A 20,236-nucleotide genomic window follows, 5' to 3' on the forward strand; every position below is an offset into this window, starting at 1 on the left:
ATCAATGAAGGCAGACAGCAGCAAGGAAGGCAATTCATGCGGCGTGTGGTGATCATCGGCGGCGGGGCCATCGGCTCCGCCATCGCCTACTTCCTGACCCGCGACTCCGACGGCGAGCGCTTCGAGGTCACGGTGGTCGAGCGCGACTTCTCTTACAAGCAGGCATCGTCGGCGCTGTCGGCCAGCTCCATCCGCCAGCAGTTCTCCACCGCCATCAACATCCGGATGTCGCTCTACGGCATCGACTTCTTCCGTAATCTCGGCGAGACCCTGCGCGTGGGCGACGAGGTGCCCGACATCGGCCTCGTCGAGCCCGGCTACCTGTACCTGGCCTCGCAGGCCGGCGTCGAGGTGCTGCGCGAGAACCACGCGATGCAGAAGGCGCACGCGGTGGACGTGGCGCTGCTCACGCCCGATGAACTGAAGGCGCGCTTTCCGTGGATCTCGACCGAAGGCGTCGAACTTGCCTCGCTCGGCCTCTCGGGCGAGGGCTGGTACGACGGCTACAGCCTGCTGCAGGCTTTCCGCAGGAAGGCGGTTTCGCAGGGCGTGCGCTACGTGCAGGCGCATGCGATAGGCCTGCGCCGACACGGCCGCACCGTGACCGGCGTGCAGTTCGACAGCGGCGAGACGCAGGAGGCCGACGTCGTCGTCAATGCCGCCGGCGCCTGGGCCGCGAAAGTGGCGCAATGGGCCGGCATCGACCTGCCGGTGCGCGGCCGCCGCCGCAGTGTCTTCAGCTTCTCCTGCCCCGAGACGCTGCCCGGCTGCCCGCTGGTGATCGACCCCTCCGGCATCTGGCTGCGCCCCGAGGGCCGCCAGTTCATCTGCGGCTTCGCGCCGCCGGAAGACCATGACCTGGATGACGCGCCGCTCGAGGTCGAGTACGAAGCCTTCGACAGCTTCATCTGGCCCTCGCTGGCCGGGCGCGTGCCCGCTTTCGAAGCCATCCGCATGACCGGCGCCTGGGCCGGCTACTACGAGATGAACGTGTTCGACCACAACGCCATCCTCGGCCTGCACCCCGACTGCGACAACCTCTACTTCGCCAACGGCTTCTCGGGCCACGGCCTGCAGCAGTGCCCGGCGGCGGGGCGCGGCGTGGCGGAGTTGATCCGCTTCGGCGAGTACCGCAGCCTCGATCTGTCGCCGGTGTCCTTCGCGCGGATTCTCGAGAACAGGCCCTTGTTCGAGACGAACGTGATCTAGGTCCTGTTTCGTCAGGGCGTCGCCAGCGCGGTGAACGGCCCTTGCTGGCCCAGTGCGGATTGGCCTTCATTGAGCACCGCGACCAGCCTGCCGTAGAAGAACGGAAGGCCGAAGTCGATCGCGCTGGTGCCCGAACTCGCGGCGGCGATGTTGTCGACCGCCACGACGCCCGGATTGCCGGTGAAGAGCGATTGCGCGCTCGCGATCGCGAAGCTCTGGCTCAGCGCCGGGCCCGTCGCAGCCGTGAAGCTGGCGCTGAGGGCCAGTGTGCTCGCAGGGCAGTAGAAGCCCTTGAACGTGCCATTGCTCGCGCACTGGGCGATCGTGGAATCGTTGAGAAAGAAGAAGTTCGACCCGCTGTCCAGGAAGCTGTCGGGAAAGCTGGTGTTCTTGTAGCTGACCGAAACGCTGAGCGTGCGCGAGTCGGTTTTCAGCACCGTCGCTCCGCTCATGGCGTTGTTGCCTTGCGTCGCCACGCCGAAGTAGAGCGTGCCGACGGTCACGCCTTGGCCGGCCGATGAGATCGCCGGCAGGCCGAGCACGACGCCGTTGTTGTCCTGCGCGAAATTGGCGACCACGTTCTGGGCCTGCATCGCGAGCGGAACCGTGGTTCCCTGGCAGGATGCGCCGGCGGCGCAGGTGTAGTAGGTGGCCGGAATGGCCTGCTGCGCGCATGCCGCGCCGCAGTCCTGGAGAACCGCGGCGACGCCGATGATGCCGTTCGTACCGAGTTTGTCCGGAGTGTTCTCGGGCTGCAGCGTGTTGTTGTCCGAGCATGCGGCGGGCACGTTGCCGGAGTTCGGATCGCCCACGATCTGCAGCGGCTGCGCGCTGGCGGACTTCGGCCCGAGCGTGACGTCGGCGACGCGCATCGTTCCCCATGTGTAGCCGTCGAGGAACTGGGCGCAGGCGTTCAGCGGCGCTCCGTTCACGGCTTCCTGGGGCAGGGCCGACTTCATCGCCGAGTTCAGGGCGTCGGCGGCGATGCGGATGCCGGTGGAGCCGGTGTCGACCAGCACGTTGTCGATGGTCTGGCAGGTGCCGGTTCCCGGTGCGCAGAGCCTGATGCTCACCTGCGGCAGGTTGACGCCGCTCGAGTCGGTGCCGTTGGACACGGTGAGCGGCATCGAATTCTGCGAACTCGACGCGGCGGTGGCGGGGGGAGTACTGGGCGCCGGAGCAGGCGCCGGCGCGGAGCTGCCCGCGGCCGGCGTCGAAGTGGGCAGGAGCCCGATCGGCAATGCGCCACCACCGCCTCCGCCGCCGCCGCCACCGCAGGCAGCAAGGCCCAGCAGGCTCGCGGCACAAGCCACGGCGCGGAAAAGGTTCATGGCACCGGCTGCGCGCCGGTTGCCTGCTTGTCGTGAGTCCATGGGCACGAAGGGCGAAGATGGGTTGAAACGATCAGGAGCCTTGCGCAATGGCCAGCGAGTCGGGGTCCACTCCATCAGGCAGCATCCGCGGCAGCCAGGCGACGCCGGCCGACAGCCGCTGGTGCGACGAGGCATGGACCGCGAAGTCCTCGTCGTGCTGCGAGGTCGAGGCGTGGGAGCCCCTGCCAAGCTGGCGCTGCGCCCGGGCGTTGTCGGCCATCTGCCTGGCGTAGCGCGTGCCCAGCAGCACCGAGAGTTCCGGCCGGCGCGGGCCGCGCCACGCGACGGCGAACACCGTGCCGTCGGCCGTCAGGTACTCGCGCTGGACCAGGCCATCGTCGGACGTGCTTTCCCGTGTGCTCCAGCCGGTGGCGGATTCCGTCTTGGCTGCGGCACCGGTCGCTTCGGCAGCGGCCGCCTTGCGCGACACCATGTCGATCCGCTGGCCCGGCGCCAGCGTGGGCGCGCCGCCTAATTCGGCGAACGCGAAAGGCGTGGCGAACAAGGACGCAGCCAGCGTCAGGGCCGCCCACATCGATGCCCTTCGGGCGCCGCGCGCATCGCACTCTCGTGACCCACGTTCCATTCAGTTTCCTTTCCGTCCCGACCGCGCGCAGATTACTGCCGGCCAGCGTCGGCTTGATAAAGACCCGGCGGGCCGCACAGGCAGGAGCGCCAAGTCGGCCAGCGATCAGGTTCGCGGTGTTAACGAGTGAGCGGCACGGACGTACCATGCCCGCCAGAGAGGTGCCCCGCATGACCGAACGAACACTGATCGACATCGCCCGCGCGCTCGTCGCGGACGACAAGGGCCTGCTCGCGATGGACGAGAGCAACGCCACCTGCAACAAGCGCTTCGCCGCACTCGGCATACCGCAGACGGAGGCTGCGAGGCGCGACTGGCGCGAGCTGATCGTCACCGCGCCGGGCCTGGCCGACAGCATCTCTGGCGCGATCCTTTTCGACGAGACGATCCGGCAGAAGACCAATGCAGGCCAGCCCTTCGCGAAGGCGCTGGCCGACGCCGGCATCATTCCCGGCATCAAGGTCGACACGGGCGCCAAGCCGCTGGCCGGGCACCCGGGCGAGACCGTCACCGAAGGGCTCGATGGCCTGCGCGAGCGCCTTGCCGAATACGCCACGATGGGCGCGCGCTTCGCCAAGTGGCGCGGCGTGGTCGCCATCGGCGACGGCCTGCCGAGCCGCGCCTGCATACGCGTCAACGCACATGCACTGGCGCGCTATGCCGCGCTGTGCCAGGAGACCGCGCTGGTGCCCATCGTCGAGCCCGAGGTGCTGATGGACGGCGACCATTCGCTCGCGCGCTGCGCAGAGGTCACCGAGGAGGTTCTGCACCGCACCTTCGTTGAATTGCGCGCACAGGGCGTCCTGCTCGAAGGCATGCTGCTGAAGCCCAACATGGTGCTGCCGGGGTTGAAGGCTGCCGTGCAGGATTCCGTCGAGGCAGTGGCAGAGGCGACTGTGCAATGCCTGCTGCGCACCGTGCCGGCCGTGGTGCCCGGCGTGGCTTTTCTCTCGGGCGGCCAGCCGGCGCAGCTGGCGTCGGCGCGGCTCAACGAAATGAATCGCCGCTACAGGTCGCGCCTGCCATGGGCGCTGACCTTCTCGTTCTCCCGCGCGGTGCAGCAGCCAGCACTCGATGCATGGAAGGGCGATGCGGCCAATGTGGCGACTGCACAGCGGGCGCTGGTGGAGCGCACCAGCGCCAACCGGGCCGCGCGCCGCGGCGAATACAAGGAATAACCTGGCGCCCGCTCAGCCTGCCTTGGCCGCCTTCACCAGTGAAGGCGTGGCCTTGTAGCTCTCGGGGAAGAGCTTCTTCAGGTCGTCGATCTTCGGCATGTCGTTGATCGCGATGTAGGGCTGGCTCGGGTGCAGCGTCAGGTAGTCCTGGTGGTAGTCCTCGGCCGCGTAGAAGGGCTTCGACAGCTCGACCGTGGTGGCCAGCGGCTTGCCGAAGGTCTTCGCCTGGTTGAGCTGCGCGATGTAGGCGTTGGCGATGCGGGCCTGCTCGGCGTTCTCGGCGAACACGGTGGAGCGGTATTGGGTGCCGGTGTCCGGCCCCTGGCGGTTGAGCTCGGTGGGGTCGTGCGCCACCGAGAAGTAGATCTGCAGCAGCTTGCCGTAGCTGACCTGCTGCGGGTCGTAGGTGATGCGCACCGACTCGGCATGTCCCGTGCGGCCCGAGCCGACTTCATCGTAGCGGGCGGTCTTCGCCTCGCCGCCGGCATAGCCCGAGACGGCGTTGCTCACGCCCTTGACGCGCTGGAACACGCCCTGAACGCCCCAGAAGCAGCCGCCGGCGAACACGGCGGTTTCGGTCTTCGCGCCCGGTGCCGCGGCCAGGTCGGCGGTCGGCGCGGGCACGCGGCGGGCGGTTTCTGCGAAAGAGGGTGCCGCCTGCCAGACGAGGACTGCGGCAGCCAGCGTGCCGGCGGTGAGTGCGAAGGATTTCTTCATGGTGCGGATTCCTTGAGGGAGGTGACATTGACGCCGAATCGCCCCGGCGTCAATGGTGATGCGGTAGCGCTGTGGGGCGGCAGCGCGGCGGGGCGCCTACTTCTTCATCTCGTCCTTGCCCATGGCGTCCTTCTTCATGCCGTCCTTGGACATGGAGTCCTTCGCCATCGAGTCCTTCTTCATCGCGTCTTTCGACATGGAGTCCTTCGCCATCGAATCCTTCTTCATGCCGTCCTTGGACATCGAGTCCTTGGCCATGCCGTCCTTCGCCATTTCGTCGGCGGCAAAGGCCGAGGCGCCGGCGAAGGCCATGCAGGTGGCGAGAAGGGTTGCGGTGAGCTTGTTCATTTGGCGTCTTCCTGAGTGAGTTGAGGTTGGGTCTTCAATGTCGGCTCGGTCCCGGTGGAACTCCGCCTTTCGCTTTCTTCGGCAGTCGAGTGGCTGTCGGCCCCTCAGCTCCCTCCGAACCAGTTGTAGCCCTGGTCTTCCCAGTAGCCACCGGAATAGGTGTTGGTGACGAACATCGCCTTGATGTGCTTCGGGTTCTTGTAGCCAAGCTTGGTGGGCATGCGCAGCTTCATCGGAAAGCCGTACTTCGGCGGCAGCGGCTGCCCGTCGTAGCTCAGCGCGAGCAGCGTCTGCGGATGCAGGGCGGTGGGCATGTCGATGCTGGTGTAGTAGTCGTCGGCGCACTTGAAGCCGACGTACTTGGCCGTGAGGTCGGCGCCGATGTGGCGCAGGAAGTCGGCGAAGCGCACGCCGCCCCATCGGCCGATGGCGCTCCAGCCCTCCACGCAGATATGCCGCGTGATCTGCTCCTGCTGCGGCATGGCGCGCAGTTCGGCCAGCGTCCAGGCGTGCCTGTCGGCGACCATGCCGGTCACTTCCAGCCTGTAGCTGGCCTCGTCGACTTCGCGCACCTCGTCCTCGCCGTAGTAGGCGTTGAAGGGGAAGGGGCGGGTGATCTCGGCCTCCGTGTAGGTCGGCGCGAGCTGCGTGGGGCTGAAGATCAGGCCCTGCACCTTGTCGTTGAAGCGGGAGATCTTCGTGAGCGCGGCTTCCACCTGCGCGTTGTCGCTGATGCTGCAGCCGGTGAGCAGCGAAAGGCCGCCGAGGGTCAGCGAGCGCCGCAGGAAGACGCGGCGCGAGGGCTCGTCGAGCTTCTTCGAGATCAGCGTGCGGGCTTCGCGCAGCACGGCGTCGCCGTCGATGCCGCTCAGGGTGGGGGCTTTGAAGATTTTCATCGGGCTTCGGGCTTGCCGCCGCGGATCATGGTGAGGAGCGTGCGGGGCACCAGGGCCACCATCACGAGGTGCACAACGACGAAGGCGACGATCGCGGCCATGCCGAAGAAGTGCACGCGGCGCGCCGACTCGTAGCCGCCCATCAGCTCGCGCAGCACCGGGAACTGCACCGACTTCCACAGCACCAGGCCCGAGAGCACGATCACGATCAGGTCGAGCATCACGAACAGGTAGGCCAGCTTCTGCACGCTGTTGTAGTGGCGCGGGTCGGCGTGCGAGAGCCTGCCCTTGAGCGCGGCCAGTGCGTCGTGCAGCACGCCGCGCGGCGTCAGCGGAAAGAACTTCGTGGCCAGCCTGCCGGTGGCGATGTTCATGAACAGGTAGAACAGGCCGTTGGCCACCAGCAGCCACATCGCCGCAAAGTGCCATTGCAGGGCGCCGCCGAGCCAGCCGCCGAGCGTGACCACGGTCGGGATGGTGAAGGGGAAGAAAGGCGAGGCGTCGTAGATGCGCCAGCCGCTGGTCACCAGGATCACCACGGCCAGCGCGTTGAGCCAGTGCGAGATGCGCATCCACAGCGGATGTACCGGCCCGGCCGTGGCCGTGGCGGGGATGGGGGCGGTGGCTGTCGTGCTGTTCATGGGGCGGATTGTTCGGCGCACCCCATGGCCGATTCATCACGCAAAGTTCAATTAATCGTGATAACTCCGCCGGCCGGATGGCGGGACAATGGCGCCACCATGGACACTCCCAAGCGCGTGCTGATCGTCGAGGACGACGCCCACATTGCCGAACTGCTGCGCATGCACCTGCGCGACGAGGGCTACGCCATCGAGCACGCCGCCGACGGCCACGCCGGCCTGCGCGAGCTGGAGCGGGGCAACTGGGACGCGCTGGTGCTCGACCTGATGCTGCCCGGCATCGACGGCCTCGAAATCTGCCGCCGCGCCCGCGCGATGGCGCGCTACACGCCGATCATCATCATCAGCGCCCGCTCGAGCGAGGTGCACCGCATCCTCGGCCTGGAACTGGGGGCCGACGACTACCTGGCCAAGCCGTTCTCGGTGCTGGAGCTGGTGGCGCGCGTGAAGGCGCTGCTGCGGCGCACTGACGCGATGGCGCGCAATGCGCGCATGGAGTCGGGCAGCCTCACGCTGGGCAACCTCGACATCGAGCCGCTGGCGCGCGAGGTGCGGGTGGACGGCAAGCCGGTGGAGCTCACGCCGCGCGAGTTCGACCTGCTGTACTTCTTCGCGCGCAACCCTGGCAAAGTGTTCTCGCGGCTCGACCTGCTCAACCAGGTCTGGGGCTACCAGCACGACGGCTACGAGCACACCGTCAACACCCACATCAACCGGCTGCGCACCAAGGTGGAGGCCGACCCCACGCAGCCGAAGCGCATCCTCACCGTGTGGGGGCGCGGCTACAAGCTCTCGGCCACCGGCAGCGCGGAGGAGGCCGCATGACGATGGCCTGGGCCACGCTTTCGCGGCGGCTGTCGGCCGTGTTCGCAGTGCTGCTGCTGGTGTGCTGCGGCGCGTCGGTGTGGCTGCAGGTTCGCTCCAACGGCATGCACGAGCAGGAAGTGGTGCAGCGCCTCTCGCTCGGGCTGGCGGCGCACATCGCCGAAAACTCCGAACTCATGAAGCCCGGAGGGCTCGACCAGGCGGCGGTGAAGGACCTGTTCGACAAGCTGATGGCCGTCAACCCCAGCGTGGAGGTCTATTTGCTCGGGCTGGACGGCCGCATCGAGGCGCAGGCCGCGCCGCCGGGGCACCTGAAGCGCGACAGGGTCGACCTGGGGCCGGTCCGCAAGCTGCTCTCGGGCGCGCCGCTGCCCATCGCGGGGGACGACCCGCGCAGCCCGAGCGGCACCAAGGTGTTCAGCGCCGCGCCGCTGCAGATGGGCGGGCGCGACGCAGGTTATGTCTACGTGGTGCTGCAGGGCGAGGATCATGACGCGCTGGTCGCCAACGTGGCGGCCGACAACGTGCTGCGCACCACGCTGTGGGCGATGGGGCTGGTGGCGCTGCTCGGGCTGCTGGCGGGGCTGGCCGCATTCCGGCTCATCACGCGGCCGCTGCGCGAACTCACGGCGGCGGTGAAGCGCTTCGAGAGCGAAGGCATCGCGTCGCTCGAAGGCGAAGCGCCCACGCTGGAGCGGCTTTCGCGCGGCAGCGACGAGATCGCCCAGCTGGGCCAGGCCTTCGCGCAGATGACGCGGCGCATTGCCGAGCAGTGGCGCGAGCTGACGCTGCAGGACCAGCAGCGCCGCGAGCTCTTCGCCAACATCTCGCACGACCTGCGCACGCCGCTCACCTCGCTGCACGGGTATCTCGAAACGCTGCTTCTCAAGGCCGGCACGCTCGACGAGGCGGAGCGGCGCCGCTACCTCGAGATCGCGCTCGGCCAGAGCCGCAAGGTGGGCCGGCTGGCGCAGGAAGCCTTCGAGCTGGCGCGGCTCGAATACGGCGTGGTCAAGCCCGAAAAGGAAAGCTTCGCGCTGGCCGACCTAGTGCAGGACGTGTTCCAGAAGTTCGAGCTGGCGGCGGAAGCCAGGCACCAGCGCCTGAAGCCCGACATCGCGCCGGGCCTGCCGGTGGTGTCGGCCGACCTCGGCATGATCGAGCGCGTGCTGACCAACCTGCTGGACAACGCCATCCGCCATACGCCCGAGGGCGGAGAGATCGCGGTGCAGCTGCGCGCCGAGAACGGCGGCGTGACGGTGCAGGTGAGCGACACGGGGCCGGGCATTCCGGGCGAGCTGCAGAAGGCGATCTTCACGCGCCCGGTGTTCATGAGCGGCTCGCGCGCCGACGGCACGGCGAGCAGCGGCGGGCTGGGGCTGGTGATCGTCAAGCGCATCCTGCAGCTGCACGGCAGCGACATCCGGCTGGTGCAGCAGGCCGACAAGGGCGCGGTCTTCCGCTTCCAGCTGGGTGGGGCAACAGCGGGCTGAAGGCTCTTTCCGGGGCTGGGCGTGCGAGGCGGTCGATGCTAAAAAAGCAGCGCGACCGCCCCTCAACACAAGGAGACAGCCCGCCATGCCAGCCTTCGAAACCGTCCTGATCGACAAGGACCCGCAGCACCCGCGCATCGCGCGCCTCGTGCTCAACCGGCCCGACAAGCTCAACGCCATCGGTGAGACCACGCCCGCCGAGATACGCCGCGCGGTCGAATGGGCCGAGGCCGACGAAGAGGTGCACGTGATCGTGGTCGAGGGCGCGGGCCGTGCCTTCTGCGGCGGCTACGACCTCGGCGACTACGCCGAAGGCCATGGCCGCCAGGGCGACGGTGAGCAGGGCGACCATCCCTGCCGGCAGGAGAAGACGCCCTGGGACCCGATGCTCGATTACGCCGCCATGAAGCGCAACACCGACGACTTCATGGCCCTGTGGCGCAGCCGCAAGCCCACCATCGCCAAGGTGCACGGCTACGCGGTGGCCGGCGGCAGCGACATCGCGCTGTGCTGCGACCTGCTGACCATGGCCGACGATGCGCGCATCGGCTACATGCCCACGCGTGTGTGGGGCTGCCCGACCACCGCGATGTGGACCTACCGCCTCGGCGCCATGCGCGCCAAGCAGCTCATGTTCACCGGCGACACCATCACCGGCACGCAGGCAGCCGAATGGGGGCTGGCCAATCTCTCGGTGCCGGCCGAGCGGCTCGAAGACGCCACGATGCAGCTCGCGCAGCGCATCGCGGGCGTGCCGAGCTCGCATCTCATGATGCACAAGCTGGTCGTCAACCAGGTCTGGCATTCGATGGGGCTGGAACAGAGCCAGATGTTCGCCACCGTGTTCGACGGCATCACGCGCCACAACCCCGAGGGCATGTGGTTCAGGCGGCAGGCGGAGGCCGAAGGCTTCAAGAGTGCGGTTCAGTGGCGCGACAGCGGCCGGCCGATTCCGGAAGGCGACGAGGCGAGGGCGCGCATCGCGGAACTCGAAGCGAAGCTGGCGGCGCGCGGTTGAGCACCGCTGCCGCGGTGCTCAGCCCTCGCGGCGCGTGACGACCACCGTGGCCTCAAGCCCCTCGTAGGCCTCGGGGTCGCCGAACCAGCTGCCCGAGATCGGCGCCGCCAGCGAAGGGTCGCGTGCCACGCCGACACGGATCAGCTGGCCGCTGCCCATGAGGTTGTTGGTGGGGTCGAAGGCGAGCCAGCCCACGCCCGGCAGGTAGGCCTGCAGCCAGGCGTGCGTGGTGCCGGCGCCGGTCATCGAGTCGGGCTCGCCCTGCGCCCGCGCGGCGGTGTCGAGTGCCGCGTCGTAGAGGTAGCCAGAGACGAAGCGGGTGGCGATACCCAGGCGGCGCGTGGCTTCCATCATCAGCAGCGCGTAGTCGCGGCAGCTGCCGCTGCCCAGCGCCAGCGTTTCCAGCGGCGTCTGCGTGCCTTCCTCGTCGCGCGCCTTGTATTCGAAGCTCCGGCCGATGTGCGCGTTCATGCGCGTGAGCACCTCGCGCGTGCTGTTGGGCTTGTCGGCCTGCAGGAACTGGTGGGCCCAGCGGATCAGCGTACCTTGCTCGTCGTCGTCGTGGTGCGGGCGCAGGTAGTGCTCCAGGTCGAGCCGCTCCTGCACCGAGTAGGCGAAGGGCAGGAATTCCGCGGACGGATCGAGCGTGAACAGGTCGCGCTGCGACGGCGGCACGTGCTCGATGGTGAAGGAGCACACGATGCGCAGCTCGGTGGCTTCGCCCAGCGGCTGCACCAGCGCGACGGAGTTGGAGTACGGGTCCTGGATGAGCCGCGTGTTCGCCTCCGGGCTCACCTGCAGGTCGGTGGCCAGCACGCGCAGGTCGTGGCTGTCGCGCGGGCGGAACATCACCCGGTGCAGGCCGAAGCTGACCGGCTGGTTGTAGCGGTAGACGGTGGTGTGCCTGATGTCGTACTGGGTGGCCATGCGCCGCATTCTCGTGCCTTCGCGCGGCAAAAGTGTGGAACGCACGGGCGTCGATGCCGCAGAATCGGCGCCAGTCCATTCGACCGTCCGGCTCGCACATCCGTTGCGCCACCCAGGAGATTCCGGCCCGCCATGTACTGCGCCACCTTCATCTTCGCCAAGAAGCAGTTCGACGACGAGTTCCACCGCCTCGACCAGACCATCGCCGCAGCCGCCAGGTCGCTGCCCGGCTACCTGGGCGAGGAGATGTGGGAAAACCCCGGCAACGGGCTCGTGTCGAACGTCTACTACTGGGATTCGCTCGACAGCCTGCAGGCGCTGATCAGCCACCCCGCGCACCAGCAGGCCAAGGCCGCGCAGGCGAACTGGCTCGACGGCTACAAGGTGGTGATCTCCGAAGTGCTGCGCACCTACGGGGACAGCCGCATCGACCACATGCTGGCGCACCTCGGTGCACAGCGCCGGGTAGTCAGGCAGGCAGCCGATGCCCGAAGCATTCGGCCCTTTGCAGGTGCTCGGCGGGCCGGCGATCGGCATCTTCCCGGGCGCCATGGTGGCCTGCTGGGCGTGACCCCGGCCACGGGCTGATTCTCAGAGCCGCTGAGTGCCGAGCGCCTTGGCCAGCGTGGCGGGCAGGGGCAGCGGTTCGGCATGCCACTGCGCGGCGAGCAGCTCGGCGCACAGGGCCGCGAAGCTCAGGCCGCGCGAGCCCAGGGCTGTGCAGGTCCAGAGGCCGGCATCGACCGGGCCTGCAAGAGGGCGCCGGTCGCCCGAGGCGCATCGAACGCCGACCCATGTGTGGCTCTCGCCGCCGGCCAACGCCCTGGCGGCGTCCGGGTGCAGACGCTCGAGGCGCTCGCGGTTTGCGTTGCTGTCCGCCTCGGTGGGGTCGAGGCTGGTGCTGTCGCGATCGAAGGTGGCACCGGCCAGCCACATCGGGGCCTCGCCGTGTTCGCCTGGGACGTGAGCGACCAGATGGCCGTCGCCGTTGACTGGCGTCGTGGGTAGCAGGGCGCTGTCGTCGGGCATCGGGCCCCAGGCGACCTGCCCGCGCACCGGCTGCAAGGGGAGCGTGGGAGCGAAGCGGCCCGATTCGAAGCCGGCGCAGATGACGACGCGATCTGCTTCGGTCAGCAGCTCGCCCGCCGCGTCGAACAGTTGCCAGCCGTCTGCATGGCGCTCCAGCCGTTCCACCCGGCAACCGCCGCGGAACTCGATGCCCGGTTGGCGCAGCCAGGCTGCGACCAGCCGCTGCGGCTTCACCCAGGCCGCCCGCGCATGCCAGATTGCGGGAGTGCCGGCGGGCAGGCCGGCCGCCGACAGCTCGTCGCTATCGGCTGGCCACGATTCGTTCGGCCCCTGGCTGCTCCAGCCGGCGGGCACGCGGACATCGCCATCGGGCCGGCGCTCCAGCACGCCGCTGGCGCGCCAGTCCCGGCCTTCTTCGAGCAGCCGTGTCAGTTCGATCCAGGTCGCACGGATGCCGGCACGTGTGAGCCGCGAGAGCAGGGCGTCGTCGGGCGATACATGCGGCGCGAGCATGCCCACCGGCAGCCCCGAGGCGCCGGATGCGGGCCAGTCGGCCGCGTCGAGCACTATCACCTGCCAGCCTCGCCGTGCCAGGCTGGCCGCCACGGCCGCACCCGCGAGGCCCGCGCCGATGACGGCGCAGCGGCCCGGCGCCTCGACGCGCTCCGGCGCGGGTTCGCGGCGGCGCACGGTCCAGGCGGGGGCGAAGGTGCCGTGCAGGCAGTCGCGCTTGGGCGGCAGGCCGGGTCGCTTCTCGACGGCGAAGCCTTGCTGCGCGAGCGCATCGCGGATCGCCCGCGCGATGGTCCAGGTGGCGATGCGTGTGCCCTGGCGGGCGAAGCGCGACACCGCCTTGAGCGTGTCCGCCGACCACATCGCCGGGTTCTGCTGCGGGCTGAAGCCGTCCAGGAAGATGCTGTCGGCCTCGAAGCGCTGGGCGCGCAGCATGGGCTGCACGTCGCCGACGCACAGGGTGAGCATCACGCGGCCCTCGTCGAGAGTCAGCCGGTGGAAGCCCGGTAGCAGGCCGTTCCACTGCGCGGCCAGTTCACCAGCAAGGGGTGCGAGTTCGGGGTACGCCCCGGCCGCGCGCACCAGATCGCCGGCCGAGACCGGATGGGCCTCGACCGAGACGAAGTGCAGCAGCCGAGACCGTGCCGGATCGGCGCGCCACGCCTGCCAGGTTGTCAGGAAATTGAGGCCCAGGCCGAAGCCGGTTTCGAGAATCCGCCATTGGGGCTGTCCGCCCCAGGCCTCGGGCAGGCCGCAGCCGCCGAGGAAAACATGGCGCGACTGGGCCAGTGCGCCGGTTTCGGTGTGATAAATGTCGTCGAAGCGTTCGCTCCGGGGAACGCCGTCGGCGCGCCAGGTAACAGGCTCACCCCCAGGCTTCGCGCACTTCGTGTCGCTTCGCCCACCCCCTTCGAGGGGGCAACACCTGCAGCCCGGCGAAGCCGGTTCTGCGGTGTTTCCCGAAGAAGAGGGGGGCGGCAATCGCGGGAGTGACCGTCAGGGGGCCGATGGGGGAACGTAGCCCTGGGCCACGTCGGCGCCTTCGCCGAAGAAGTGCTTTTCCATCTGCCGCGCCAAGTACTGGCGGGCGCGCAGATCGGCAAGGTTCAGGCGGTTTTCGTTGACCAGCATGGTCTGCTGCTTCAGCCAGGCAGCCCAGGCTTCCTTGCTGACGCTTTCCCAGATCCGCTTGCCCAACTCGCCGGGGTAGGGCGGGAAGTCGAGACCTTCGGCTTCTTTGCCGAGCTTGATGCACTGAACCATGCGTGCCATTTCTGTTGCCTTTTGAACGGGAAAAGTGGGGATACGGGAAAAAAAGCGGGAAAGGGCTGCTTAGTTGATTTGGCTATTTAGAACTGAAAACTTGGTCGTTCCAGTTTCTATATGTCGTATTGAGAATACGCAGCTTCATCGATATGCCTTTTCAGAGCAAGACACCATGAGCCTTCGCCGCGACTTTATCAAGCTTTCCCTGGGTGCCGGCGTGGCCGGTGCCATGGCCCTGTCGGCGTTGCCGACGTTCGCGCAGGGCGCCGCGGCGGCCAAGGGCCCCGTGACGCTGCTGAACGTGTCGTACGACCCGACACGCGAGCTCTACGTGGACTACAACCAGGCCTTCGCCAAGTACTGGAAGGCCAAGACCGGCCAGGACGTGACGGTCAAGCAGTCGCACGGCGGCTCGGGCAAGCAGGCCCGCTCGATCATCGACGGCATCGATGCCGACGTAGCCACGCTGGCGCTCGGCGGCGACATCGACGCGCTCGTCTCGCACGGCGGCCTGGTCAAGGCCGAGTGGCAGAAGCGCCTGCCGCACAACTCCGCGCCCTACACCTCGACCATCGTGTTCCTGGTGAAGAAGGGCAACCCCAAGGGCCTGAAGGACTGGGACGACCTGGTCAAGCCCGGCGTGCAGGTGATCACCCCGAACCCCAAGACCTCGGGCGGCGCCCGCTGGAACTACCTGGCTGCGTGGGAATTCGCCAAGCGCAAGTACGGCGGCGACGCGAAGGCCAAGGAGTACATCGGCAACCTGTTCAAGAACGTGCCCGTGCTCGACACCGGCGCGCGCGGCGCGACCATCACCTTCGTGCAGCGCGGCGTGGGCGACGTGCTGCTGGCCTGGGAGAACGAAGCCTTCCTGGCGCTGAAGGAATTCGGCCCCGAGAAGTTCGAGATCGTGGTGCCGTCGATCTCCATCCTGGCCGAGCCCAGCGTGTCGGTGGTCGACAAGGTCGTCGACAAGAAGGGCACGCGCGCCGTCGCCGAGGAGTACCTGAAGTACCTGTACTCCGACGAAGGCCAGGACATCGCGGGCCGCAACTTCTACCGCCCGACCTCCGAGAAGGCCAAGGCCAAGTACGACAAGCAGTTCCCCAAGCTCACGCTGGTGACCATCGACCAGGCCTTCGGCGGCTGGGCGAAGGCCGACAAGGAGCACTTCGCCGACGGCGGCTCCTTCGACCAGATCTACACAGCGAAACAAAAGTAACCCCCCCAGGCTGCGCGCACTTCGTGTCGCTTCGCCCACCCCCTGCCGGGGGCGGGCCGGCCGCTTCGGGCGGCCGTGCGCGGCGGCCCCCGCGAATTCGCGCTTTTTTTCATCGAACTGAGGTTTTCCGTGTCCGTTCTCCTGATTGCCGGTAGCCCGACGGCCCCGTCCCGTTCCACCGCCTTGCTCGACGCGGTGGGCGAGCGGCTGGCCCGGCGCCATGCGCGGATCGAGCGGCTCGCCGTTCGCGAACTGCCGGCGCAGCCGCTGCTCCTGGCAGAGTGGAATCACCCGGCCATCGAGCGCGCCATCGCCCAGGTGGCGGCGGCCCGCGTGATCGTGGTGGCCACGCCGGTCTACAAGGCGGCCTACAGCGGCCTGCTCAAGGTTTTTCTCGACCTGCTTTCGCAGAACGCGCTCAAGGGCAAGACGGTGCTGCCGCTGGCCACCGGCGGGAGCCCGCACCACATGCTCGCGCTCGACTACGCGCTGCGGCCCGTGCTGCAGTCACTGTCTGCGCGCCACATTCTTCCGGGCGTATACGCCAGCGAATCGCAGATCGCGCTGACGCCCGAGAACGCCTACCAGGTGCACAACGACCTGGCCGAACGACTCAACGAGGCCGTCGAGGTACTGGCCACCGAGGGCCTGAAGCTGCCGGCGACGCACGGCTTCGAGCCGGTGCCGTTCTCGCGCGTGCGATGTAGCGTCTGAAAGCACGGGCCACGCGCCAGCGCGAGCCCGGCTTTTCCGGAACTCTTCCTCCGGTCATCCCGCTTCCCTTTTTGAACACCGCCTGTGCGCGGTGCGGGACAGCCTTTGCCTTTCGTTTCGCAACACCAAGGAACCCACGCATGACTCCCGTTGCCACCGAAGACTCCGTGCTCGACACGACCCCGCGCTCCCTCTGGCATGCGCTGGGCGACCTGGCCGCGAGCGTGATCGTCGTCAGCGCCGTCGCGCTGATCGTGAGCTTCATCGCCGCTGCCTGAGCGCGCGGCCAACACAGTCGAAAGCCTTCTCATGACACTGATCTCCGCACCCCGCCGCCGCCTGCTGCAGGGCGTTGCCGCTGCCATTGCGCTGCCTTCGTTCGGTGTACTGGCGCAGTCGCCGGCGCGCCAGTTCCGCATCGGCCACCAGAAGGGCTACCTCACGCTGCTCAAGGGCCGCGGCACGCTCGAGAAGCGCCTCGCGCCGCTGGGCGTGAGCGTGAAGTGGACCGAGTTCACCGCCGGCCCCGTGCAGCTCGAGGCGCTGAACGTCGGCTCCATCGACTTCGGCGACGTGGGCGAGGCGCCGCCGATCTTCGCGCAGGCCGCCGGCGCGCCGCTGGCCTACGTGGGCGCGACCGTGCAGCGTCCGCAGTCCGAAGCGGTGCTGGTGCCCAAGGGCTCGGCCATCAAGACGGTGACCGAACTGAAGGGCAAGAAGATCGCGCTCAACAAGGGCTCGAACGTCCATTACTTCATCGTCAAGCTGTTCGAGAAGCACGGCCTCTCCTACGCCGACCTGAACCTGGTCTACCTGCCGCCGGCCGACGCGCGCGCGGCCTTCGAGAAGGGCTCGGTCGATGCCTGGGTGATCTGGGACCCGTTCCTGGCCGCGGCCGAGAAGTCGCTCGAAGCACGCGTGCTGGCCGACGCCACCGGAGTGGTCGGCAACCGCGCCTACTACTTCTCGTCGCTGGACTACGTGGCGAAGAACGCCGACGTGCTGTCCATCGCGATCGAGGAGCTCAACAAGGTGGACGCATGGGGCGCCTCGAACAAGGGCGAGCTGGCCGGCGAGCTCGCCGCTCTCTGGGGCCTGCCCAAGCCTGTGGCCGAACTGTCGGTAAACCGTTCGGCGTACGGCACCACGCCCATCACCAAGGCCATCCTGGCCGAGCAGCAGAAGATCGCCGACACCTTCTTCGAGCTGAAGCTGATCCCGAAAAAGATCAACGTGCTCGAAGCAGCCGGTGCGGGGGTCGCGTGATGCAGATCTTCTGGTTCCTCCCCACGCACGGCGACGCCCGCTACCTCGGCACCAGCGAGGGCGCGCGCCCCATCGACCTGGCCTACCTGCAGCAGATCGCCGGCGCGGCCGACAACCTCGGCTACGAGGGCGTGCTGATACCGACGGGCCGCTCCTGCGAAGACCCGTGGGTCATCGCCTCCAGCCTGATCGGCGCGACGAAGAAGCTCAAGTTCCTGGTGGCGGTGCGTCCGGGGCTGCACCAGCCCAGCCTCGCCGCGCGCATGGCAGCGACCTTCGACAGGCTCTCGGGCGGGCGCCTGCTCGTCAACCTCGTGACGGGCGGCGACCAGGCCGAGCTCGAAGGCGACGGCGTGTACCTGGACCATGCCTCGCGCTACGAGCAGTCGGCCGAGTTCATCCGCATCTGGCGCGAGATCATCGCGCGCAGCCACGACGGGCAGGCCTTCGACTACGAGGGCAGGCACCTGAGCGTGAAGGGCGCGAAGCTGCTCTACCCGCCGGTGCAGAAGCCGTATCCGCAAGTGTGGTTCGGCGGCTCTTCGGCGGCTGCGCACGAGCTGGCGGCGGAGCAGGTCGATGCCTACCTTACCTGGGGCGAGCCGCCCGCCGAGGTCGCGAAGAAGATCGCCGACGTGCGGGCGCGCGCCGAGCGCAAGGGCCGGCGGGTCGAGTTCGGCATCCGCCTGCATGTGATCGTGCGCGAGACGGAAGACGCCGCCTGGAAGGCCGCCGAGGAACTCATCAGCCGCGTGGACGACGAGACCGTGATCCGCGCGCAGGCCGCCTTCGCGCGCATGGATTCGGAAGGACAACGCCGCATGGCCGCGCTGCACGCGGGCGGCGCCAAGCGCACCCGCGCCGAGCTGGAGATCGCGCCGAACCTCTGGGCCGGCGTGGGCCTGGTGCGCGGCGGTGCCGGCACGGCGCTGGTGGGCGATGCGAAGACGGTTGCGGCGCGCATCGAGGAATATGCGGCGCTGGGCCTGGACAAGTTCATCCTGTCGGGCTACCCGCATCTCGAAGAGGCCTACCGCTTCGCCGAGTTGGTGTTCCCGCTGCTCTCGCGCAGGGCGAAGACACGGCTGGCGGGCGGCTCGCTGAGCGGCCCGTTCGGCGAAGTCGTCGCCAATCTCGATGCGCCTTCGCGCCTCGTCTCCCAAAGTTGAAGGACTGCCATGACCGAACAGGTTCAGGAACTGCCGGCGGTGGTGCCGGCGGAGAACGCGGGCAACAACGCATTCAAGGCCTTCGCCGCCAGCGTCGCGAAGCGGCTGGTGCCGTGGCTGGTGCCGGTGGGGCTCATCGTCTTCTGGCAGATCGCGTCGTCGCTGGGCTGGCTCAGCACCCGCGTGCTGCCGGCGCCGGTCGACGTGGTGAAGGCCGCGTGGAACCTCACGGTCTCCGGCGAGCTGTGGACGCATGTGAAGGTCAGCGCGGGCCGGGCGCTCGCGGGGCTGGCCATCGGCGGCGGCGCGGGGCTGGTGCTGGGGCTGCTCACGGGCTCGGTGAAGTTCTTCGAGACGCTGCTCGACTCCACCATCCAGATGGTGCGCAACATCCCGGCGCTGGCGCTGATTCCGCTGGTGATCCTGTGGTTCGGCATCGACGAGTCGGCCAAGCTCTTTCTCATCTCGGTGTCGGTGTTCTTCCCGATCTACCTGAACACCTTCCACGGCATCCGCAACGTCGATCCGCAGCTCATCGAGATGGGGCGCACCTACGGCCTGTCGCGCTGGCAGCTGTACCGCGAGGTGATCCTGCCGGGCGCGCTGTCGTCGATCCTCGTGGGGCTGCGCTTCTCGCTGGGCCTGATGTGGGTGATTTTGATCGTGGCCGAGACGATCTCGGCGCAGGCCGGCATCGGCTACCTCACGATGAACGCCCGCGAGTTCCTGCAGACCGACATCGTGCTGGTGGGCATCCTGCTGTACGCGCTGCTCGGCAAGCTGGCCGACCTGTTCGCCCGCGGTCTGGAGCAATGGTGGCTGCGCTGGCACCCCGGCTACCAGAAGAAGGCGAAGTGAGGGCAGGGGAATGACGCATTCATCAGCCTCCATCTCCCGCCGCACCGCCATCGCGACGATCGCGGCGCTCGGCTCGGGCGCGGTGCTCGCGCAGGGCGTGGCCGCCCGGCCCGCCACCGTGCGCCTGGGCTACCAGAAGTCGTCGACGCTCATCGCCGTGCTCAAGGCGCAGGGCACGCTCGAGAAGCAACTCGCACCGCTCAACGCCGCGCTGAGCTGGCACGAGTTCACCAGCGGCTTGCCGCTGCTGGAGGCGCTGAACCTCGACAACCTCGACATCAGCGCCGACGTGGCCGACACCGTACCGGTGTTCGCGCAGGCGGCTGGTGCCGACCTGACCTTCATCGCGCAGGAAGCGCCGTCGCCCGCCGCGCAGGCCATCGTGGTGCGCGAAGACTCGCCGCTGAAAAACGTCGCCGACCTGAAGGGCAAGAAGATCGGCTTCGCGAAGGCGGCCGGTGCGCACTACCTGCTGATCGCCGCGCTCGACAAGGCCGGCCTCTCGTTCAAGGACATCGAGCCCGCCTACCTCACGCCCGCCGACGGCCGCGCTGCCTTCGAGAAGGGCGCGATCGACGCCTGGGTGGTGTGGGACCCGTTTCTCGCCGCGGCCCAGCGCCAGTCGAAGGTGCGCGTGCTGGCCGACGGCGCAGGCATCGCCTCGTACCAGCGCTACTACCTCGCGAGCAGCAAGTTCGCCAAGGCGCGGCCCGACGTGCTGCGCGTGGTCTACGCCGAGCTGGAGAAGACCGGCCGATGGGTGAAGCAGAACCCGAAGGAAGCGGCCACGCTGCTGTCGCCGGTGTGGGGCCTCGACGCCGCCACCATCGAGCAGGCCAACGCCCGCCGCAGTTACGCGGTGCGACCGGTGGTGCCCGAGGTGCTGGGCGAGCAGCAGCGTATTGCCGATGCCTTCCTCGCCGAGAAGCTGCTGCCCAGAAAGATCGATGCGCTGAACGTGGCGCTGTTCAAGCCCGGAGTCTGAAGA

The 20,236-nt window shown here is 68.3% G+C and carries 21 protein-coding genes and 1 pseudogene; 13 read left to right on the forward strand and 9 right to left on the reverse strand.

What is annotated here, in order from left to right; genetic code table 11:
• Window positions 1-36: 36 nt before the first annotated feature.
• Entirely contained in the window at window positions 37-1,209 is a 1,173-nt protein-coding gene (locus tag ABL843_RS14245) for an NAD(P)/FAD-dependent oxidoreductase (RefSeq protein ID WP_418120269.1), read from the forward strand.
• Between the two features lie 11 nt (window positions 1,210-1,220).
• On the opposite strand, the gene ABL843_RS14250 is transcribed toward ABL843_RS14245, so the two are convergent.
• Together ABL843_RS14250 and ABL843_RS14255 are read right to left on the reverse strand one after the other, a co-directional pair.
• On the reverse strand, window positions 1,221-2,540 hold the full coding sequence (locus ABL843_RS14250; protein ID WP_418120270.1) for a DUF3443 family protein: 1,320 nt from the start codon (window positions 2,538-2,540) through the stop codon (window positions 1,221-1,223).
• A 73-nt stretch (window positions 2,541-2,613) separates the two neighbouring features.
• Window positions 2,614-3,117: a DUF2844 domain-containing protein gene (locus ABL843_RS14255; protein WP_418120271.1), complete on the reverse strand. Its 504-nt coding sequence runs from the start codon at window positions 3,115-3,117 to the stop codon at window positions 2,614-2,616.
• Between the two features lie 221 nt (window positions 3,118-3,338).
• On the opposite strand from ABL843_RS14255, the gene ABL843_RS14260 reads away from it, so the two are divergent.
• Window positions 3,339-4,346: a class I fructose-bisphosphate aldolase gene (locus ABL843_RS14260; RefSeq protein ID WP_418120272.1), complete on the forward strand. Its 1,008-nt coding sequence runs from the start codon at window positions 3,339-3,341 to the stop codon at window positions 4,344-4,346.
• Window positions 4,347-4,358: 12 nt separating this feature from the next.
• On the opposite strand, the gene msrA is transcribed toward ABL843_RS14260, so the two are convergent.
• The 4 genes from msrA to ABL843_RS14280 all read right to left on the reverse strand — a co-directional run bounded on the left by msrA (window position 4,359) and on the right by ABL843_RS14280 (window position 6,948).
• The gene (msrA, locus tag ABL843_RS14265; protein ID WP_418120273.1) at window positions 4,359-5,063 is read right to left on the reverse strand and encodes a peptide-methionine (S)-S-oxide reductase MsrA; all 705 of its coding nucleotides are present in this window, start codon (window positions 5,061-5,063) and stop codon (window positions 4,359-4,361) included.
• A 96-nt stretch (window positions 5,064-5,159) separates the two neighbouring features.
• Window positions 5,160-5,411 (reverse strand): pentapeptide MXKDX repeat protein, encoded by a 252-nt coding sequence (locus ABL843_RS14270; protein ID WP_184638273.1) that lies wholly within the window; start codon window positions 5,409-5,411, stop codon window positions 5,160-5,162.
• 104 nt (window positions 5,412-5,515) lie between these two features.
• Complete coding sequence (locus tag ABL843_RS14275; protein ID WP_369658277.1) at window positions 5,516-6,307, reverse strand: molybdopterin-dependent oxidoreductase; 792 nt, start codon at window positions 6,305-6,307, stop codon at window positions 5,516-5,518.
• The gene (locus ABL843_RS14280; protein WP_418120274.1) at window positions 6,304-6,948 is read right to left on the reverse strand and encodes a cytochrome b/b6 domain-containing protein; all 645 of its coding nucleotides are present in this window, start codon (window positions 6,946-6,948) and stop codon (window positions 6,304-6,306) included. Before ABL843_RS14280 ends, ABL843_RS14275 begins: the two co-directional genes overlap by 4 nt.
• A 99-nt stretch (window positions 6,949-7,047) precedes the next feature.
• Between ABL843_RS14280 and ABL843_RS14285 the strand changes: the two genes are divergently transcribed.
• The 3 genes from ABL843_RS14285 (at window position 7,048) to ABL843_RS14295 (ending at window position 10,284) form a co-directional block, all read left to right on the forward strand.
• Window positions 7,048-7,773, forward strand: a complete 726-nt coding sequence (locus ABL843_RS14285) for a response regulator transcription factor (protein WP_418120275.1) — start codon at window positions 7,048-7,050, stop codon at window positions 7,771-7,773.
• Window positions 7,770-9,266, forward strand: a complete 1,497-nt coding sequence (locus ABL843_RS14290; RefSeq protein WP_418120276.1) for an ATP-binding protein — start codon at window positions 7,770-7,772, stop codon at window positions 9,264-9,266. Before ABL843_RS14285 ends, ABL843_RS14290 begins: the two co-directional genes overlap by 4 nt.
• 85 nt (window positions 9,267-9,351) lie before the next feature.
• Window positions 9,352-10,284 (forward strand): crotonase/enoyl-CoA hydratase family protein, encoded by a 933-nt coding sequence (locus ABL843_RS14295; RefSeq protein ID WP_418120277.1) that lies wholly within the window; start codon window positions 9,352-9,354, stop codon window positions 10,282-10,284.
• Window positions 10,285-10,302: 18 nt separating this feature from the next.
• Here the strand turns inward: ABL843_RS14295 and ABL843_RS14300 are convergent, their stop codons facing one another.
• Complete coding sequence (locus tag ABL843_RS14300; RefSeq protein WP_418120278.1) at window positions 10,303-11,211, reverse strand: transglutaminase family protein; 909 nt, start codon at window positions 11,209-11,211, stop codon at window positions 10,303-10,305.
• Between the two features lie 132 nt (window positions 11,212-11,343).
• Here ABL843_RS14300 and ABL843_RS14305 point away from each other — a divergent pair.
• Window positions 11,344-11,646 (forward strand): annotated as a pseudogene (locus ABL843_RS14305) (antibiotic biosynthesis monooxygenase family protein); the annotation flags it as partial.
• A gap of 156 nt (window positions 11,647-11,802) precedes the next feature.
• Here ABL843_RS14305 and mnmC read toward each other — a convergent pair.
• Together mnmC and ABL843_RS14315 are read right to left on the reverse strand one after the other, a co-directional pair.
• The gene (gene mnmC / locus ABL843_RS14310; RefSeq protein ID WP_418120469.1) at window positions 11,803-13,566 is read right to left on the reverse strand and encodes an FAD-dependent 5-carboxymethylaminomethyl-2-thiouridine(34) oxidoreductase MnmC; all 1,764 of its coding nucleotides are present in this window, start codon (window positions 13,564-13,566) and stop codon (window positions 11,803-11,805) included.
• Between the two features lie 183 nt (window positions 13,567-13,749).
• Window positions 13,750-14,025: an oxidative damage protection protein gene (locus ABL843_RS14315; protein WP_126019332.1), complete on the reverse strand. Its 276-nt coding sequence runs from the start codon at window positions 14,023-14,025 to the stop codon at window positions 13,750-13,752.
• A gap of 166 nt (window positions 14,026-14,191) precedes the next feature.
• Here ABL843_RS14315 and ABL843_RS14320 point away from each other — a divergent pair, with 166 nt between their 5' ends.
• The 7 genes from ABL843_RS14320 (at window position 14,192) to ABL843_RS14350 (ending at window position 20,233) form a co-directional block, all read left to right on the forward strand.
• Window positions 14,192-15,241, forward strand: coding sequence for a sulfate ABC transporter substrate-binding protein (locus tag ABL843_RS14320; protein WP_418120279.1), 1,050 nt, complete (start codon window positions 14,192-14,194; stop codon window positions 15,239-15,241).
• 129 nt (window positions 15,242-15,370) lie between these two features.
• Window positions 15,371-15,955 carry an NADPH-dependent FMN reductase gene (ssuE, locus tag ABL843_RS14325; RefSeq protein WP_184638255.1) on the forward strand — a complete coding sequence of 195 codons (585 nt, stop codon included), beginning with the start codon at window positions 15,371-15,373 and terminating at the stop codon, window positions 15,953-15,955.
• Window positions 15,956-16,095: 140 nt separating this feature from the next.
• Complete coding sequence (locus ABL843_RS14330; protein WP_165909539.1) at window positions 16,096-16,233, forward strand: hypothetical protein; 138 nt, start codon at window positions 16,096-16,098, stop codon at window positions 16,231-16,233.
• Window positions 16,234-16,264: 31 nt separating this feature from the next.
• Window positions 16,265-17,221: a sulfonate ABC transporter substrate-binding protein gene (locus ABL843_RS14335; RefSeq protein WP_418120280.1), complete on the forward strand. Its 957-nt coding sequence runs from the start codon at window positions 16,265-16,267 to the stop codon at window positions 17,219-17,221.
• Window positions 17,221-18,390: an FMNH2-dependent alkanesulfonate monooxygenase gene (gene ssuD / locus ABL843_RS14340; RefSeq protein ID WP_418120281.1), complete on the forward strand. Its 1,170-nt coding sequence runs from the start codon at window positions 17,221-17,223 to the stop codon at window positions 18,388-18,390. Before ABL843_RS14335 ends, ssuD begins: the two co-directional genes overlap by 1 nt.
• A gap of 9 nt (window positions 18,391-18,399) precedes the next feature.
• Window positions 18,400-19,248, forward strand: a complete 849-nt coding sequence (gene ssuC, locus ABL843_RS14345) for an aliphatic sulfonate ABC transporter permease SsuC (RefSeq protein WP_126019346.1) — start codon at window positions 18,400-18,402, stop codon at window positions 19,246-19,248.
• A gap of 10 nt (window positions 19,249-19,258) precedes the next feature.
• On the forward strand, window positions 19,259-20,233 hold the full coding sequence (locus ABL843_RS14350; protein ID WP_418120282.1) for an aliphatic sulfonate ABC transporter substrate-binding protein: 975 nt from the start codon (window positions 19,259-19,261) through the stop codon (window positions 20,231-20,233).
• The last annotated feature ends 3 nt before the right edge of the window (window positions 20,234-20,236 follow it).

Origin of the sequence: Variovorax sp. 350MFTsu5.1 (genome assembly GCF_048302515.1) — a bacterium.
GTDB classification, from domain to species: domain Bacteria; phylum Pseudomonadota; class Gammaproteobacteria; order Burkholderiales; family Burkholderiaceae_C; genus Variovorax; species Variovorax guangxiensis.

What these genes read in the sequence shown, in the direction of transcription:
- ABL843_RS14270 (WP_184638273.1), bottom strand. Translation starts at nt 5,411, where the DNA reads ATGAACAAGCTCACCGCAACCCTTCTCGCCACCTGCATGGCCTTCGCC.
- msrA (WP_418120273.1), bottom strand. Translation starts at nt 5,063, where the DNA reads ATGAAGAAATCCTTCGCACTCACCGCCGGCACGCTGGCTGCCGCAGTC.
- ABL843_RS14320 (WP_418120279.1), top strand. Translation starts at nt 14,192, where the DNA reads ATGAGCCTTCGCCGCGACTTTATCAAGCTTTCCCTGGGTGCCGGCGTG.
- ssuD (WP_418120281.1), top strand. Translation starts at nt 17,221, where the DNA reads ATGCAGATCTTCTGGTTCCTCCCCACGCACGGCGACGCCCGCTACCTC.
- ABL843_RS14335 (WP_418120280.1), top strand. Translation starts at nt 16,265, where the DNA reads ATGACACTGATCTCCGCACCCCGCCGCCGCCTGCTGCAGGGCGTTGCC.
- ABL843_RS14260 (WP_418120272.1), top strand. Translation starts at nt 3,339, where the DNA reads ATGACCGAACGAACACTGATCGACATCGCCCGCGCGCTCGTCGCGGAC.
- ABL843_RS14350 (WP_418120282.1), top strand. Translation starts at nt 19,259, where the DNA reads ATGACGCATTCATCAGCCTCCATCTCCCGCCGCACCGCCATCGCGACG.
- ABL843_RS14315 (WP_126019332.1), bottom strand. Translation starts at nt 14,025, where the DNA reads ATGGCACGCATGGTTCAGTGCATCAAGCTCGGCAAAGAAGCCGAAGGT.
- ABL843_RS14255 (WP_418120271.1), bottom strand. Translation starts at nt 3,117, where the DNA reads ATGTGGGCGGCCCTGACGCTGGCTGCGTCCTTGTTCGCCACGCCTTTC.
- ABL843_RS14300 (WP_418120278.1), bottom strand. Translation starts at nt 11,211, where the DNA reads ATGGCCACCCAGTACGACATCAGGCACACCACCGTCTACCGCTACAAC.
- ABL843_RS14285 (WP_418120275.1), top strand. Translation starts at nt 7,048, where the DNA reads ATGGACACTCCCAAGCGCGTGCTGATCGTCGAGGACGACGCCCACATT.
- ABL843_RS14295 (WP_418120277.1), top strand. Translation starts at nt 9,352, where the DNA reads ATGCCAGCCTTCGAAACCGTCCTGATCGACAAGGACCCGCAGCACCCG.
- ABL843_RS14275 (WP_369658277.1), bottom strand. Translation starts at nt 6,307, where the DNA reads ATGAAAATCTTCAAAGCCCCCACCCTGAGCGGCATCGACGGCGACGCC.
- ABL843_RS14330 (WP_165909539.1), top strand. Translation starts at nt 16,096, where the DNA reads ATGACTCCCGTTGCCACCGAAGACTCCGTGCTCGACACGACCCCGCGC.
- ssuC (WP_126019346.1), top strand. Translation starts at nt 18,400, where the DNA reads ATGACCGAACAGGTTCAGGAACTGCCGGCGGTGGTGCCGGCGGAGAAC.
- ABL843_RS14280 (WP_418120274.1), bottom strand. Translation starts at nt 6,948, where the DNA reads ATGAACAGCACGACAGCCACCGCCCCCATCCCCGCCACGGCCACGGCC.
- ABL843_RS14245 (WP_418120269.1), top strand. Translation starts at nt 37, where the DNA reads ATGCGGCGTGTGGTGATCATCGGCGGCGGGGCCATCGGCTCCGCCATC.
- ABL843_RS14250 (WP_418120270.1), bottom strand. Translation starts at nt 2,540, where the DNA reads ATGAACCTTTTCCGCGCCGTGGCTTGTGCCGCGAGCCTGCTGGGCCTT.
- ABL843_RS14290 (WP_418120276.1), top strand. Translation starts at nt 7,770, where the DNA reads ATGACGATGGCCTGGGCCACGCTTTCGCGGCGGCTGTCGGCCGTGTTC.